Origin of the sequence: Sporosarcina psychrophila, from assembly GCF_001590685.1 — a bacterium.
In the GTDB taxonomy this organism is placed as follows: Bacteria; Bacillota; Bacilli; order Bacillales_A; family Planococcaceae; genus Sporosarcina; species Sporosarcina psychrophila.
Genome location: NZ_CP014616.1, coordinates 4,298,714 through 4,313,396 on the forward strand (window position 1 = coordinate 4,298,714; position 14,683 = coordinate 4,313,396).

Consider the following 14,683-nt stretch of genomic DNA (forward strand, 5'->3'; position numbering starts at 1 on the left):
TTAATCCGTGTCAATCTGCGCCCGTTGCAATTTCCCGCTGAAGTCTATATAAATACTCTTCCATTCAGTGAAGACATCCAGTGCAGCAACGCCAGAATCGCGGTGTCCGTTGCCCGTACCCTTTGTTCCGCCGAATGGCAGATGGATTTCGGCACCCGTCGTTCCCGCATTCACGTAGACAATACCCGTATCTAGATCACGTTGTGCTCGGAATACTTTATTGACATCGCGTGAGAAAATCGAACTTGAAAGTCCAAATTTCACACTGTTATTAACCTCAATGGCTTCATCTAGACTTGAAACTTCAATCAGCGAAACAACAGGTCCGAAAATCTCTTCTTGCGCAAGGCGGCTATCCCATTTCACATCTGTGAATAAAGTTGGTTCGTAATAATGACCATCTGCAAGCTTTCCATCTGTTAATATATGTCCACCTGCAAGAAGTTTCGCACCTTCATCCTTACCAATTCCGACGTAGCCATGAATTTTATCAAGCGCTTTTTGATTGATTACTGGGCCAATTTTTACTGATTCGTCCATTCCATCGCCAATCGATAACACTTTCATCGCTTCCACGAGTTTTTGCTCGAGTTCTTCCTTTACATCTGTATGCACGATGACACGGCTACATGCCGTACAACGCTGACCCGCTGTTCCGAATGCACTCCAAAGAATCCCTTCCACTGCCAGTTCGATATCCGCATCATCCATAACGATGACCGCATTTTTACCACCCATTTCAAGTGATACTTTTTTCAAATGACGTCCACCTGTTTCCGCAACATGACGACCTGTTTCAGTCGACCCTGTGAATGAAATAACGCGAACATCGGGATGTTCAATCATTGCCGTCCCAACTTCTGCTCCCGACCCGAAAACGATATTCGCAACGCCTGCTGGGAGTCCTGCTTCTTCAAATATAAGCGCCATTTCATACGCCATCATAGGTGTTTCCGTCGCCGGTTTCCAAATGAAAGTATTGCCCGCGACAATTGCTGGGAACGATTTCCATGTCGCAATTGCCACCGGAAAGTTCCAAGGTGTAATAAGTCCGACAACACCGATTGGTGCACGGACACTCATTGCGAACTTGTCTTGAAGCTCTGAAGGTACTGTTTCCCCGAACATGCGGCGTCCCTCACCAGCCATGTAGAACGCCATATCAATGCCTTCCTGCACTTCACCGCGCGCCTCTTCGATGACCTTCCCCATTTCTTTCGTCAACACTTGCGATAAGTGTTCTTTCTTTTCTTTCATAAGTCGTCCAATTTCATATAAAAAGTCTGCACGTTTCGGTGCGGGAACGAGTGCCCATTTTTTCTGAGCCTCTTTCGCCGACTTTACTGCAAGACTCACATCTTCTTTAGTCGATAATCTTACTTGTGCCAACTCCTTACCATTTGCTGGATTCAAGACTGCAGTATAATCTGCTCCCCCTGCCTCCTGCCATGTACCTCCGATATAATTGTTCAGTTGCATTGCAACATTCCCCTTTCTATAACACAGCATTTTGAAAGCGCTCACATCTATTTAACTAATTTCGACATTTCCTACGCAATTCCTTTAATCTTCCGACAACTATAATTTTACTTCCCTCCTACTTAAACACAATAAGCTATGAAAAACCCCCAATAACCAAGCTATTCGAGGGATGAGATTATTATTCATACTATGAACCCCATTTCCTCGAATTTTTCTCTTTGTCAGCACCACACCGAACGTGAGATAATTTCTCTTCACCTTCATCCCTGTTTAAAGTTCATATACAAAATACCACGTCCGTTGATTAACCATTTTCTTGCATAAAGAGCAGGTAAGAAAGGCTTGAAAAACTCTATTTTCACTCAATCATTTCCGGTCTGCTTTCGGCGAACTATTCATGACATCTTTACCGAGTGGCAAGTATGGCTAGAAATGACTACGTCATTCCTAGCCATACTTGTTTCGATCATCCTGCTGCGAATAGTTGCCTGTCGCATTCCTACAACGTTCAAGTGAAAAATACAGCTATTTTCCAAAAAAGAATAGATGACTTTTTATAAAGGTTGTAAGTGCCCGAAGATACAATTTCGGACACTCTAGCACTTTGTATAATGTGTTCCTTGCTTACTTTTAGTATAGAGTCTGCATATTATCATGCGATGGACTATAAGAAAGTGACTCTTCCTTAACTAAAAAAGACAAGACTATGGAGAAAACATCAGCCGCCAAAATTGTATCTTTGGCGGCTATTATCCAGATAAGAAGCGTCGCTATTCTTTCGTCCCGAAAAGTTTTAGCACTTTGTTTACGTATCCATTTGGAGAGCGACGGATGAATAAGCACCATACGATTACCGAAAAAATGTGTAGGAATGCGATGAAGTCGCATTCCTACACATCAAGACATCTCGGTAATCGTATAGAGGTCGTTCAATCCAAAGCAATCCAAAAGTAATTGTACACGAAGCGCCTAGTGTTGGATTTAGTTATTTACTGGTTGTTTTTGGGTGATCAACACATGTGACAAAATGCAGAAAAACTCCGCACTGGATATATCGATCCCATGCGGAGTTTTCATAATGAAAAAATATTTAATTTGTACGTTATTTTGGTTTCAGGTTATGTAATACCCATTTGGTGTATATCCATTTCTGCACTATTGCTAATACCACGGATTATTCTTTTTCTTGCTGACGGCTCCGTTCGTACATTTCAATGACAAATTCACGGATGTTATCTGCATGTTTCATCATCGAACTTGTCGATACAACGAACAATTTCGCAATTTCAGCGTTCGTCAATTCTTCATCCTCCATAATTCCTAAATCAACTGCTACAAAAAATACGGCAGCGGCAATAACGCCAGGTTTACGGAAATTGGGGCGCTCTTTCAAAAAGTACGTTACGACAATATTTCTCAGTAATTCACGCGCTTCTTTAGGCGTATTTCTTAACTCAAGTACTTCATCCAGACTCTCGATTACTTCCTGCTGAACCGGTGTAAAATCATGCTCTATGAGTTCATCTACTGTTCGTGAATCCCTGGCAAGCAAAATTTCGTAGACATCCGTCATATGCTCTTTATAGAACGCAAGACTCTTATCGAATCCGCTTGACTCCGCAAGTTCAACTATCTGTTTTTCGAGTGCACCATTCCAATCATTAATGAACATAAGCGAAGAAATTACATAGATATCATTGTTCTGGTCCCGATTATCGGGTAAAACAATGCCGAATATGAATGAATGCTCTTCCAGTAGCATTCCTTCTTTCTTTTCAAGATTGAATATGCCCTCGCCAAGTATTTCTTGGACAATAACATATCCTTCTTTCACTTCTTTCACCTTAGCAAACAGTACAACAGGCTCTTTCCATAATTCCAGAACGGATCGAACTGTCTCTCTTATCGGGCTATTCAACACTCTTAGGAGGTGACGCTTCCACAAATCACGGCGTGCAACGAATAAGAAATATTCACTAACAGCCTCCTCAACATCATCCGGTCCCATCAGTTTTTCAAGTTTACTTTTCCAGTGTCTTCTATGGCTTTCGAACTCTGATATATCAGCTGGGCTTGTAGCCTGTTCATATGCACCAAAGATGATACGCTCAAGTTCCTCATCAATAAGCGTCTCTAAAGGTGATTCATTTTTCTCCGCACAACACTTTTTATATTTCTTTCCGCTCCCACATGGACACGGATCGTTTCGTCCAACCATTTTCCCACGTCCTAACAATTATACGTTAATAATATTTACCTCACATTCAATAGTAACAGAAACAAAAAAACTCCGCAGTGGTATATATATATACCCATGCGGAGCACTCTTTAATCCATCGCTTATTTTTTACTTTCCTCTAAATTAGTAAATGATTTTTCATTAGTTGGTAGTGCTACACGTTTCATGAAGAACGATAGAGCCAAGGCTACAATTGCAACGATTGTCGATATGAAAAATGAGAAACTAATTCCGTCCAACATTGCTTGTGCTTCAAGTTGTTCCTTTAACTTCGCTAGCCCCTCAGCGGTCGATGGAGCATTGCCAGATGCTTGGACTTCCGCAAATAGTCCTGCACCTGTCGATTCCATCCGTTTTGTCATAATCGTTAACAGAATTGCGGATCCGATAGCACCGGACACTTGCTGTAACGTGTTGTTCATAGCCGTACCATGTGGATTCGAGATCATTGGCAATTGATTCAACCCGTTTGTCATAACCGGCATCATTACCATTGAAATCCCTAACATCCGAATCGTATAAATCCACATAATGTAATAATAACCAGACTCCATACCTAGTCTACTTAAATAGAATGTTGAAATGACAGTGATGGTAAGACCAATAACCGCCAAAATTCTTGCGCCGTACTTATCGAATAAACGACCTGTAACCGGCGACATAAGCCCCATCACAATTGCCCCTGGTAACATCAGCAAACCTGAATGGAACGGTGAAATGCCCCGTATGGTTTGGACATAGAGCGGCGTAAGAATCATGCCCGAAAACATTGCAACCGATAGTACAATCGAGATGGCCGATGATAAAGCAAACATCGGATGTTTGTAAATCTTGAAATCCAACATCGGGTCATCCATACGTAGTTGACGCACAATGAACGCGATAAGTGCGATTGCACCAATAACGATTGTTCCATAGACAAGCGGTGAATCCCATCCCTTATCACCCGCTGAACTAAAGCCGTAAAGAAGACCGCCGAAACCGATACTTGACAAAATAAGTGAAAATACATCTAATTTCATGTCACGGTTCGGTGTAATGTTGCGCAATTTAAAGAACGCATAAACAAGTGTCAGAATTGAAAACGGCAAAACGATACCAAAAAGTGTACGCCATGTATAATGTTCAATTACCCATCCCGACAGAGTTGGACCAATTGCTGGCGCTGTAATCATTACTAGCCCAAAAATCCCCATTGCCGTTCCCCGGCGCTCAATCGGAAATGCCGTAAGCATAACGTTCATAAGGAGCGGCATCATCATTGCAGATCCACACGCTTGAATCATTCGAGCAGCAACGAGTACACCAAATGATGGTGCAATCATCGCTAAAATCGTCCCTAGAGTAAACAGCACCATTGCTGTTAAGAACAACCTTCTATTTGTGAACTTCTGAATGAAGAACGCACTTGCTGGTATTAAAATACCATTGATAAGCATATATCCTGTCGTTAGCCATTGGACAACAGACGGTTTCACATCGAACTCAACCATAATTGTCGGCAATGCAACGTTCAACAATGTATTATTTAGTAGAGCGACAAAAGCACCTATAAATAAAATTGCTATCATGCCGTAAGGCGGTTTTTCGTGCATTTTTTTTATATCCATTATTACTTCCTCCTATTTAATACGTAACGTATAAAATTTGTACCCCGTGTACATCATGTTAAACATATTATACCGATAGTCCAAAACTTGCAACCTTAGAAAACGCTTTCACACAATAAAAACTTTTTCCGTTGATATATCAACCTTTTGGATATACCATAATAAATGTACTGATAGTATAAACATGATTTCATTTCCAGGGAAACTCGACATATATAAGTTTATTCACACCCGTCAGATAAGCCGAATAGGTTCGGCAACTAACTTTAGGATAAAGGTGATTAGTATGAATGATCGAAAACGCCAGGTTTTATTAACAGCGCAGCGACTTTTTATAGATAAAGGATTTTCCACCACGTCTGTCCAAGATATTTTAGATGAATCTTGTATATCAAAAGGGACATTCTACAATTATTTTTCATCCAAGAATGAGTGCCTCATCGCGATACTCGTACACGCACGTGATGAAGCAACTGTAAGAAGACGTGAATTGCTTATTGGACAAGAATTATCAGATAAGAACGTTCTGGTAGAGCAGATTTTAATTCGTATGCACGTGAATCGCGAACAAAACTTGATGCCAATTTTTGAGGCAGTTTTCCATTCTGGTGATAGCGACCTAAGAACTTACATCAAGAACATGCTTTTAGCTGAATTTTCTTGGTTAACAAGAAGACTGGTGGATGTATACGGCAAAGCTGCTGTGCCTTATGCAGCCGATTGTGCAGTGATGCTGTTCGGAATGATGCAACAAATACTTCATGTATGGTCAGCTGTTTCGAAAGAGGAAATGGACACTTCAAAACTTGTGAGATTCTTACTCCGAAGAATCGATTCCATCATCCTAGGTATGATCAGCACAAAAGACGCTTTCTTCACTGAAGATGTATTTTTCAAGTTAAGCGGGGATGAAGTAGAACAAACAGAAACAAAGGAGCAATTACTCGAACGTCTCACGGGATTTTTGGAATTTCTTGGAGATGATACGCTTCCTGCCGGCAAACAATATGTGCAATTTCTTTTGGATGAACTACGCGCCGAGTCTCCGCGGGTATTCGTGCTGGAATCTGTCGTCCGCTCATTCCGAGAAGCTTTCAAAGGATTTTCCCATGAACCTGAAGCTCACGAGCTTGCTTATAAAGTTTGGCGCTATATGGACACGGTAGAGTAACCGAAATTCCGTCTCAATTTCTTGAAACTTTTCCGACTTTATTTCGTATAGTTGAGTAGTAGAAAACTTATTTTAGGGAGGAACGAGACAAGATGAACAATCACGAAATTGATTACAAAATACATGGCGATGATATGCAGTTTGTAGAAGTCGAGCTTGATCCAAAAGAAACGGTAGTGGCAGAAGCAGGCGCGCTGATGATGATGGAAGACGGCATCGCCATGGAAACAATCTTCGGTGATGGATCCGGCTCATCAGGTGGAGGAATTATGGGCAAACTAATGGGCGCTGGAAAACGAATGTTGACTGGAGAAAGTTTATTCATGACAACATTCACGAATACGGGGGCAGGCAAAAAGCATGTCTCTTTCGCGTCCCCTTACCCTGGAAAAATAATTCCGATGGATTTAAGTGAGCATAATGGCAAAATTATCTGCCAGAAAGATGCCTTTCTTGCTGCCGCAAAAGGCGTGTCCGTCGGAATTGAATTTCAACGGAAACTCGGCACCGGCTTTTTCGGTGGTGAAGGGTTCATCATGCAAAAACTCGAAGGTGATGGTATGACGTTCATCCACGCTGGAGGTACGATTATCGAGAAAAGGCTGCGACCGGGCGAAATATTACGTGTAGACACGGGATGCCTCGTGGCAATGACACACAACGTTAATTACAACATCGAAATGGTAAAAGGCGTAAAAACAGCATTATTCGGCGGCGAAGGACTCTTTTTCGCAACACTGAAGGGACCTGGAACTGTTTGGATTCAATCACTCCCATTCTCTAGACTCGCAAGCCGTGTCTTTGCAGCTGCACCGCAAACACCTGGTGGAGGATCACGTGACGAAGGCAGCATTGCAGGCGGCTTGTTCAATATGCTTGGCGGTAAATAACTAATTCGTAGACATAAAGTCGGATTATCAATCGTCTACATCCAAAACTCTCCAAACTAAAAAAGGGTTATATTATCGATCTATTTTTCGACCGACGATATAACCCTTTTAGTATTAAATCTCACTTAATGAAGCAAAACTTATGTTTACTTCACACCATTCAACAACAGCCATATATACCTGGCTTCATCTTCACTACCCGGTTCAATCGCTTTAAATCTCGGGTACGGAATCGTTTTCGCTTTGAATGTCATCAAATGCCTAACATGGCCATTCAATTTCGTTGCAGCATTCAACATTTCTTCTGCATCTAACGATTTCCCTTCGGATGCTATGTGTTCAAGCTTCCAATCAAGATAAAGATAAGCCGCATCATGCTCGGAACCTTTTTCATAGCGCACCATGATTTCCGCCGCTTCTGTGAACCGTTCGGCGTGAATGAGCGAAGCCACCGCTTCATATCTGGCCCCAAGGTTGTCCGTACGGTTCATCTTCAATAGATCCGTGAACATTTCCGCCGCCTCTCCATACTCTTCGCGACTGAACAAGTGAACACCATACGCAAATGCCGAGCGCATGAATGGCCGATTCGGTATGTTTTGCCAAGGGTTCTCCCCCGGTTCAAATGTCCTGCTTGCAGACTGGATTGCTTTTTCATACAATTTAGCCGCTTTCTCAGCATCCTGTTCAACTTCCGCTTGAAGTAAGATGACATCCGGATTATTTGGTCCGATTTCCATTGCACTCTTCGCAAGTTTCCGACGTGCTTGTTCAGATTCCGCGCGATACGCCTCATATGCAAGAAGTTGCGCACGACCTTCTGCAATGCCAGGCTTGCGTTCAGGCTGAATAACCCCGCCCGTCGTCATCGATGTTTCCCAAAGTGCTTTTTCTGTCGGCCGAGGATCTGTTCCAATATCGTAAAGTCGTGCCGCCACCGGTTCATCCCCGCTATCCATCATGTCTGCATAAAGGGAGGCAAGTTCCATTTCATACAAGTGCATTCCTTCTTTTGATGCACTGTACTTCCGTAAAATGTCATCTTCTATAAGCCCTGTATCCTGTAGCACTCCAAGTTGAATACCCGTTTTCACTGCAGCAGCAAGAAAATCACCTTCTATCGGAACATCTTTATTCTCATTCAGAAAGTAAGCGACGGCCAGTTTGTGCATGATTTCACGTCCATCCGCACTTTGATTCAGTTCACGAAGTGTGATGTCAAGTGCGGTCAGCGCACTCAATTGTGTGGGTACCAATACTTCTTCAACAAGCTCGTTCATGGAAGCCATGCTCCTTTTGATGAACAACTCGTAAATATCGAGCGTGTGATCATCTAGAAATTGCTCAGTCGACTTGTCCGATACCGCATCTCTTAATTCAACGAGCGACTTTTTCGTCTGCTTGCTCCACTTTGCCAAGAATATCATTGAAGAAACAGGTGCAACCCCGAAGTCCCCTTTTCGCGGATCGTGGAGGACTACACCAAATAGTAACGTCCCCAAATCTGCAGGCATTCCCTCATTGCGCGTCACAAAATAATCTCGCTCACCAAACAGCTCCCGTACTTTTAGTCTGCCTGACTCAACTTCGGTAATTTCTGCAAGGAGCATAAACGGTTCGTCCCACTTTTGTAATACTGAAATAACTGAATCACGTTTCATCTGTTCAAGCTGCTGTGCTAAATATGTATGCCAAATCTTTTTATTGTGGATGAATAAATAAAACTCACTTGCCGCCTCTTCAATATGTTCCTTTTCCCAGCTACCTGTAAGGCGGTTTACCCACTCCCGCATCGTCTGCATCATTTCCTGGCGGTCTGTATCTTTCGGATAGTCATTAAAATAACCGACGAGCACACGATCAAGCTCTTCGTTGACAATCATATCGACAAGATTTGTTCCTTCCGTTCCACAACATTTCTTATATTTTTTACCACTTCCACAAGAACATGGGTCGTTTCGTCCAATCATTTAATTCTCCCCTTTCGGTTACAAAAAACCGTTTTACTCCTTACTTAATCATAACAGACAGACTGATTTGCAACGAATCAATCAGAAACTTTGTATTCGAAAAAACCCTCCACTTCCATTATGAACGCCTGTATAGCTGGAGAGACATACCTGTTTTTCATGTACGTCAAATACACAGTTCTTTCAAGTGCCCGGGAATCGATGATCTTACTTACAATCGTAAGATTATAAGGCCCCTGTAAGTAATTTTCTGGAATAAGCGCAATACCTAAATTTTCACCGACTAAACTTAATGCTGTTTCAAAACGCTCAATTTCATATTTAATCGTAGGGACAGTATCTTCCAATTCAAAAGCACGCAATATGTCTTCCCTTGTCTGAAACCCTTCGGTGCTAATGATGAACGGCTCCTGTTCCAATTCTTTCAGCATAATTGATTCCCTTGTAGCCATCGGGTGGTTTTCGTGAAGGACTAACACAAGTTTTTCCTTATACAAAGGGACCGTCTCTATATCCACTTCTTTAATTTGCTGGTTCGTGATAATGGCATGCGTTTCATATTTCCTCAACGAATTCTTCACATCGTCACCACTTAACACCTCCATCAATCGAATGTGCATTTCGGGAAATTTTTTATTGTATAGAGAAATCACTTTTGGAATCCAATACTTCACCGATTCAATCATACCGATTTGGAGTTCACCTTTACCAATAAGCTTTACTTCTTCCATTTCCTTTTTTACAATCGCCATTTCTGATAAAAGATGAATCGCCCTGCCGTATAAAACCTCTCCAGCTTCTGTCAATCTACTATTCCTTGTATTGCGTTCAATGATTTGAAACCCCAAGTCTCGTTCCAAGTTTTTTATGGCGTTGCTTAATGATGGTTGAGAAATATGCAACTTCTCTGCAGCTTTAGAAAAACTCATATGATCCACGACTGAAACAAAATAACTTAACTGCTTTAGATCCATACTAACCACTCCTCCACTCAATTATAGATGCGGGCTATAAGTATATAGTAATTATATATTAGAATTAATAAATCATGTACTTTATAATAAATGAGTAACGTTGTATCTGAAAGTTCAGAAAGGGTGAGGCAATTGCTTAATAAGGTAAATGAACATGTATGGGCCGGACGTACGGATCATACTGAAAATAGAACAAGTTTCCGATATCACCAAGTGGTTGAATTAGTAAATCTCGAGGTCATCTGCCAGTCACCCAACACATGTGCAATTATCGGTTTCGAAAGCGAGGAAGGCGTCCGCCGCAACAAAGGGCAATTGGGTGCAGCAAAAGCTCCCGATGCACTTCGCAGTGAACTTGCCAAATTGCCATGGAAATTCCCGGAAAATAAAAGGCTTGTCGATGTCGGAAATATTCAATACATGGATACCAACCTGGAAAAAGCCCAACAACAGCTAGGCGATACGATTGCAAACGCATTAGAGAAAAAAATGACACCGATTATTCTTGGTGGCGGCCATGAAACCGCTTACGGTCACTATCTCGGAGTCAGAAAATCAATTGGTAAGGAAGCTTCTCTTGGAATTATTAACATAGATGCCCATTTCGACTTACGCTCATATGATGAACAACCGTCTTCCGGCACGATGTTCAAACAAATCCTGGAGCATGATAACATGAGCAGCTATTTCGTCGTCGGAATCCAGCGCTATGGAAATACGCAGGAATTGTTCGATACAGCCGACAGGCTCGGTGTCAAATATGAATACGAAGAGAATATGCATATCGGAAATATGGACAAACTAACATCCGATCTCGAACAATTCATCAACCAACATGATTATGTTTTTCTAACATTATGCACGGACGTACTGAACTCTGCTTTCGCACCCGGTGTCAGTGCTCCTTCACCATTCGGATTAGATCCTTCCATTGTTCGTTCAATCATTCGAACAGTTACAACACATAAAAAAACACTGTCGTTCGATATTTCGGAAGTGAACCCCGTTTTAGATGAAAACAACCGTACAGTAAAACTCGGTGCTTACTTAACAAATGAAGCAATTACAACTTTTTTAGGAGGGGAAATTCATGACGCTAGTTCTTAATCAAGTCACCACAATCTTCCTTTCCATTGCATTGCTAACTTTAGGGATGGTTTTAGTTAAGAAAGTTGGTTTCTTACGGAAATTCTGCATACCTGCTCCCGTTGTCGGCGGATTATTATTCGCTGTTTTTGCGACCATTTTCAAGTCTCTCGGATGGCTAGAAATTACACTTGATACATCATTGCAAAGTTTATTCATGCTTACATTCTTTACAACAATCGGTTTAGGAGCAAGCTTTAAACTCATTAAACTTGGCGGAAAGGTTCTTGTCATATACTGGCTGGCATGTGGATTTTTAGCGCTCGCGCAAAATACAATCGGTGTATCCATGGCTTATTTGTTCGACCTGCATCCACTTATTGGAATGATGGCTGGAGCAGTTTCAATGGAAGGCGGACACGGAGCCGCTACTGCATTTGGACAGACGCTCGAAGACATGGGTATCAATTCAGCCCTATCGATTGGAGTTGCAGCAGCTACATTTGGACTTGTTGCAGGAGGTCTCGTTGGTGGTCCCACCGTAAAATACCTTATTTCAAAACACAATCTCAAGTCATCTGAAGCGGATACTGATCTCGGTATTCCTATTGAAAAGAAAGAAAAGCCGATTCAAACAGATTCGTTCTTCACACAAATTCTACTCATCACACTCTGTATGGCCCTTGGTACGTATTTGGGTGAACTATTTTCAACCGCAACAGGGTTCGTTCTGCCGGGTTACGTAGGAGCCATGTTTGTTGCTGTTCTTGTTCGGAATATCGTTGACAAAATTAATCCTAAAGCGATCGATATGAAGAGTATCGGCTTAATCAGCGACGTTACACTGGGGATTTTCCTGTCAATGGCATTAATGAGCATTAAATTGTGGGAAGTTGCCGATTTGGCCCTTCCACTACTTGTTATCGTCTTCGTCCAAGTTGTCTTCATCGTCCTGTTTGGGGTTTTCGTCTTGTTCCGTCTACTCGGTAAAGACTACGATGCAGCCATTATGGTAGCTGGTTTTACAGGACATGGTCTCGGCGCTACCCCTAATGCTATGGCAAATATGGCGGCCGTCACTGAAAGATATGGCCCTTCGACTAAAGCGTACCTCGTTGTTCCGATTGTTGGTGCTTTCCTCATCGATGTATTTGCGATGCCAATTATTATAACGACGATAAACCTGTTCAATTGATAATAGTAAGCTTCCCTCATTACGTTTCCATGTAATGAGGGAAGCTTTTTCATTTGTTCAGATACTCATACACAGGCTTTATTCATTAATAGCTCCTCTAAGCCGTATACTTATAATGTTCTGAAACTTGTTATTTTAATGACAGCCTCCTTAAAATACGCTACCCTTAAACTAAACGACTTGTTTTATAAGTACATACATATTCGTTTCATCGAAAGGACTGACCTTATGCCTCAACAAGAACACTGGAAATCAAAAATAGGTTTTATACTAGCTGCTGCCGGTTCAGCAATCGGGTTAGGCGCTATTTGGAAGTTCCCTTACGTAGCCGGGACTGGCGGTGGCGGCGCTTTTCTACTGGTCTTTTTATTATTTACGCTGTTATTAGGATTCCCTCTCTTAATCGGTGAATTCATTCTCGGTCGTAAAAGTCAAAGTGACGCAATTACTGCCTACAAAAAGCTTGCGCCCAATTCAGGTTGGCATATAACAGGGATCATTGGCGTCGTAACCAGTTTCTTAGTGCTATCATTTTATAGTGTTGTCGGAGGATGGATTATCCTCTACTTATTCAAAGCATTAACCGGTGGTATTTCCGGACTTTCGCAAGACCAGTTCGGACCGTTATTCGACCAAATTATTGCAAATCCATTCGCTACGTTAGCCGGTCAACTGATCTTTATGGTGCTAACAATTGCTGTTGTAGCCCAAGGCGTTCAAAAAGGGATTGAGAAAGCAAGCAAGATTATGATGCCTGCTCTCTTCATATTATTTATCATTATCGTTGCCCGTTCTCTTAGCTTGGATGGGGCAATGGAAGGCGTAAAATTTCTGCTGGTACCGGATTTCACTAAATTAACGTCTGAAACGATTTTATTCGCTTTGGGACAAGCCTTTTTCACTCTCACATTAGGTGCTTCTGTCATGGTTACGTATGCTTCCTATCTTCCTAAAACGCAAAACCTGCCGAGCTCGGCGATGTCCATTATCGCTATGAATATCGTCATCGTTCTGTTAGCCGGCCTTGCGATTTTTCCGGGTGTGTTTTCATTTGGAATGGCACCGGATGCAGGACCGACATTGATTTTTTCAGTACTGCCAGCTGTATTCAACCAAATGCCCTTTGGGGTGTTTTTCTTCATTGCATTTTTGGTTTTATTCCTATTCGCGGCTTTAACTTCCGCTTTCTCTATGATTGAAATTATTGTTGCAACAATGACGAAAAATGATCCTTCAAAACGAAAACGATTCACTTGGATAATTGGAATGGCAATTTTCGTTGTTGGAATTCCATCTTGTTTATCATACGGAGTAATGGCTGATGTGAAGTTTTTCGATAAAACGGTATTCGATTTAGTCGATTTCGCAGTAAGCAATGTATTGATGCCTCTTGGCGCATTATTGATTTCGATATTCATCCCTTTGAAAATAGCTAAAACTGATCTGTTCAATGAGATGAAGCAAGGTTCGAAAGTCGGAAAGACCTTCTTCAACATTTGGTTCTACCTATTAAAATATCTGACCCCTATCGCAATCATTATTGTTTTCCTTGATGCACTGGGTGTGTTTAACTTGTTCGCAGATCGGTAAAAATTGAACTGGCAATAAAAAAGGAAGACTCCTTCGACGAAGAGTCTTCCTTTTTCTATCCTTCTTTCTCGCAGTTCAAATCCCACGTAAAGCCAAATTTATCTTTCACTTTCCCATACTTAGCTCCCCAGAACGTATCTTGCAGGGCCATCAGTACTTCGCCTTCTTCCCGCAGGCCGTCGTAGAGCTGGTTCGCTTCTTCCACGCTTTCACAGTCGATAAGAAGGGCAACGCCGTTTTTGTTGTATTCAGATGGCTTGTCCGCAGAATCGGCAAGCATGATTTGAAATTCACCTTTTTTCAGATGGCAATGGAGGAGATAATCTGCTGCTTCCGGTGGATGCGGGAAATTAGCATCCGCATATTTCTGCATTCCTACTTCCTCAAGTCCTAGCAAATTCGCATAGAATTCAGCCGCTTCTTTTCCTTCTCCGTAAAACGTTAAATATGGAATGATTGTACCTTTCATATTGTTA

12 protein-coding genes are annotated in these 14,683 nt (G+C 41.9%); 6 read left to right on the forward strand and 6 right to left on the reverse strand.

Going from position 1 to position 14,683, the window contains the following annotated elements; genetic code table 11:
- Positions 1 to 1,479: an aldehyde dehydrogenase family protein gene (locus AZE41_RS20085; RefSeq protein WP_067213389.1), complete on the reverse strand. Its 1,479-nt coding sequence runs from the start codon at positions 1,477 to 1,479 to the stop codon at positions 1 to 3.
- Between the two features lie 834 nt (positions 1,480 to 2,313).
- Between AZE41_RS20085 and AZE41_RS23500 the strand changes: the two genes are divergently transcribed.
- The gene (locus tag AZE41_RS23500) at positions 2,314 to 2,436 is read left to right on the forward strand and encodes a hypothetical protein (RefSeq protein ID WP_255428521.1); all 123 of its coding nucleotides are present in this window, start codon (positions 2,314 to 2,316) and stop codon (positions 2,434 to 2,436) included.
- Between the two features lie 220 nt (positions 2,437 to 2,656).
- Here AZE41_RS23500 and AZE41_RS20090 read toward each other — a convergent pair whose 3' ends face one another.
- The gene (locus tag AZE41_RS20090) at positions 2,657 to 3,700 is read right to left on the reverse strand and encodes a YecA family protein (protein ID WP_067213392.1); all 1,044 of its coding nucleotides are present in this window, start codon (positions 3,698 to 3,700) and stop codon (positions 2,657 to 2,659) included.
- Between the two features lie 122 nt (positions 3,701 to 3,822).
- Positions 3,823 to 5,331 carry a DHA2 family efflux MFS transporter permease subunit gene (locus AZE41_RS20095; RefSeq protein WP_067213394.1) on the reverse strand — a complete coding sequence of 503 codons (1,509 nt, stop codon included), beginning with the start codon at positions 5,329 to 5,331 and terminating at the stop codon, positions 3,823 to 3,825.
- Between the two features lie 286 nt (positions 5,332 to 5,617).
- Between AZE41_RS20095 and AZE41_RS20100 the strand changes: the two genes are divergently transcribed.
- Positions 5,618 to 6,502 (forward strand): TetR/AcrR family transcriptional regulator, encoded by an 885-nt coding sequence (locus AZE41_RS20100; RefSeq protein WP_067213396.1) that lies wholly within the window; start codon positions 5,618 to 5,620, stop codon positions 6,500 to 6,502.
- A 92-nt stretch (positions 6,503 to 6,594) separates the two neighbouring features.
- Positions 6,595 to 7,392, forward strand: coding sequence for a TIGR00266 family protein (locus AZE41_RS20105; RefSeq protein ID WP_067213399.1), 798 nt, complete (start codon positions 6,595 to 6,597; stop codon positions 7,390 to 7,392).
- A gap of 146 nt (positions 7,393 to 7,538) precedes the next feature.
- Here AZE41_RS20105 and AZE41_RS20110 read toward each other — a convergent pair whose 3' ends face one another.
- Both AZE41_RS20110 and AZE41_RS20115 read right to left on the reverse strand, forming a co-directional pair.
- Positions 7,539 to 9,362, reverse strand: a complete 1,824-nt coding sequence (locus AZE41_RS20110; RefSeq protein WP_067213402.1) for an SEC-C metal-binding domain-containing protein — start codon at positions 9,360 to 9,362, stop codon at positions 7,539 to 7,541.
- Positions 9,363 to 9,439: 77 nt separating this feature from the next.
- Positions 9,440 to 10,336 carry a LysR family transcriptional regulator gene (locus AZE41_RS20115; RefSeq protein WP_067213404.1) on the reverse strand — a complete coding sequence of 299 codons (897 nt, stop codon included), beginning with the start codon at positions 10,334 to 10,336 and terminating at the stop codon, positions 9,440 to 9,442.
- A 132-nt stretch (positions 10,337 to 10,468) separates the two neighbouring features.
- Here AZE41_RS20115 and hutG point away from each other — a divergent pair, with 132 nt between their 5' ends.
- The 3 genes from hutG to AZE41_RS20130 all read left to right on the forward strand — a co-directional run bounded on the left by hutG (position 10,469) and on the right by AZE41_RS20130 (position 14,207).
- Entirely contained in the window at positions 10,469 to 11,443 is a 975-nt protein-coding gene (hutG, locus tag AZE41_RS20120; RefSeq protein ID WP_418064634.1) for a formimidoylglutamase, read from the forward strand.
- The gene (gene gltS, locus AZE41_RS20125; RefSeq protein ID WP_067213410.1) at positions 11,427 to 12,617 is read left to right on the forward strand and encodes a sodium/glutamate symporter; all 1,191 of its coding nucleotides are present in this window, start codon (positions 11,427 to 11,429) and stop codon (positions 12,615 to 12,617) included. Before hutG ends, gltS begins: the two co-directional genes overlap by 17 nt.
- Positions 12,618 to 12,845: 228 nt before the next feature.
- Positions 12,846 to 14,207, forward strand: coding sequence for a sodium-dependent transporter (locus AZE41_RS20130; protein WP_067213412.1), 1,362 nt, complete (start codon positions 12,846 to 12,848; stop codon positions 14,205 to 14,207).
- Between the two features lie 55 nt (positions 14,208 to 14,262).
- Here the strand turns inward: AZE41_RS20130 and AZE41_RS20135 are convergent, their stop codons facing one another.
- Positions 14,263 to 14,676 (reverse strand): VOC family protein, encoded by a 414-nt coding sequence (locus tag AZE41_RS20135; RefSeq protein WP_067213415.1) that lies wholly within the window; start codon positions 14,674 to 14,676, stop codon positions 14,263 to 14,265.
- Positions 14,677 to 14,683 lie beyond the last annotated feature (7 nt).

What these genes read in the sequence shown, in the direction of transcription:
- AZE41_RS23500 (WP_255428521.1), top strand. Translation starts at nt 2,314, where the DNA reads ATGAATAAGCACCATACGATTACCGAAAAAATGTGTAGGAATGCGATG.
- AZE41_RS20095 (WP_067213394.1), bottom strand. Translation starts at nt 5,331, where the DNA reads ATGGATATAAAAAAAATGCACGAAAAACCGCCTTACGGCATGATAGCA.
- AZE41_RS20085 (WP_067213389.1), bottom strand. Translation starts at nt 1,479, where the DNA reads ATGCAACTGAACAATTATATCGGAGGTACATGGCAGGAGGCAGGGGGA.
- AZE41_RS20105 (WP_067213399.1), top strand. Translation starts at nt 6,595, where the DNA reads ATGAACAATCACGAAATTGATTACAAAATACATGGCGATGATATGCAG.
- AZE41_RS20130 (WP_067213412.1), top strand. Translation starts at nt 12,846, where the DNA reads ATGCCTCAACAAGAACACTGGAAATCAAAAATAGGTTTTATACTAGCT.
- AZE41_RS20115 (WP_067213404.1), bottom strand. Translation starts at nt 10,336, where the DNA reads ATGGATCTAAAGCAGTTAAGTTATTTTGTTTCAGTCGTGGATCATATG.
- AZE41_RS20100 (WP_067213396.1), top strand. Translation starts at nt 5,618, where the DNA reads ATGAATGATCGAAAACGCCAGGTTTTATTAACAGCGCAGCGACTTTTT.
- AZE41_RS20135 (WP_067213415.1), bottom strand. Translation starts at nt 14,676, where the DNA reads ATGAAAGGTACAATCATTCCATATTTAACGTTTTACGGAGAAGGAAAA.
- AZE41_RS20090 (WP_067213392.1), bottom strand. Translation starts at nt 3,700, where the DNA reads ATGGTTGGACGAAACGATCCGTGTCCATGTGGGAGCGGAAAGAAATAT.
- AZE41_RS20110 (WP_067213402.1), bottom strand. Translation starts at nt 9,362, where the DNA reads ATGATTGGACGAAACGACCCATGTTCTTGTGGAAGTGGTAAAAAATAT.
- gltS (WP_067213410.1), top strand. Translation starts at nt 11,427, where the DNA reads ATGACGCTAGTTCTTAATCAAGTCACCACAATCTTCCTTTCCATTGCA.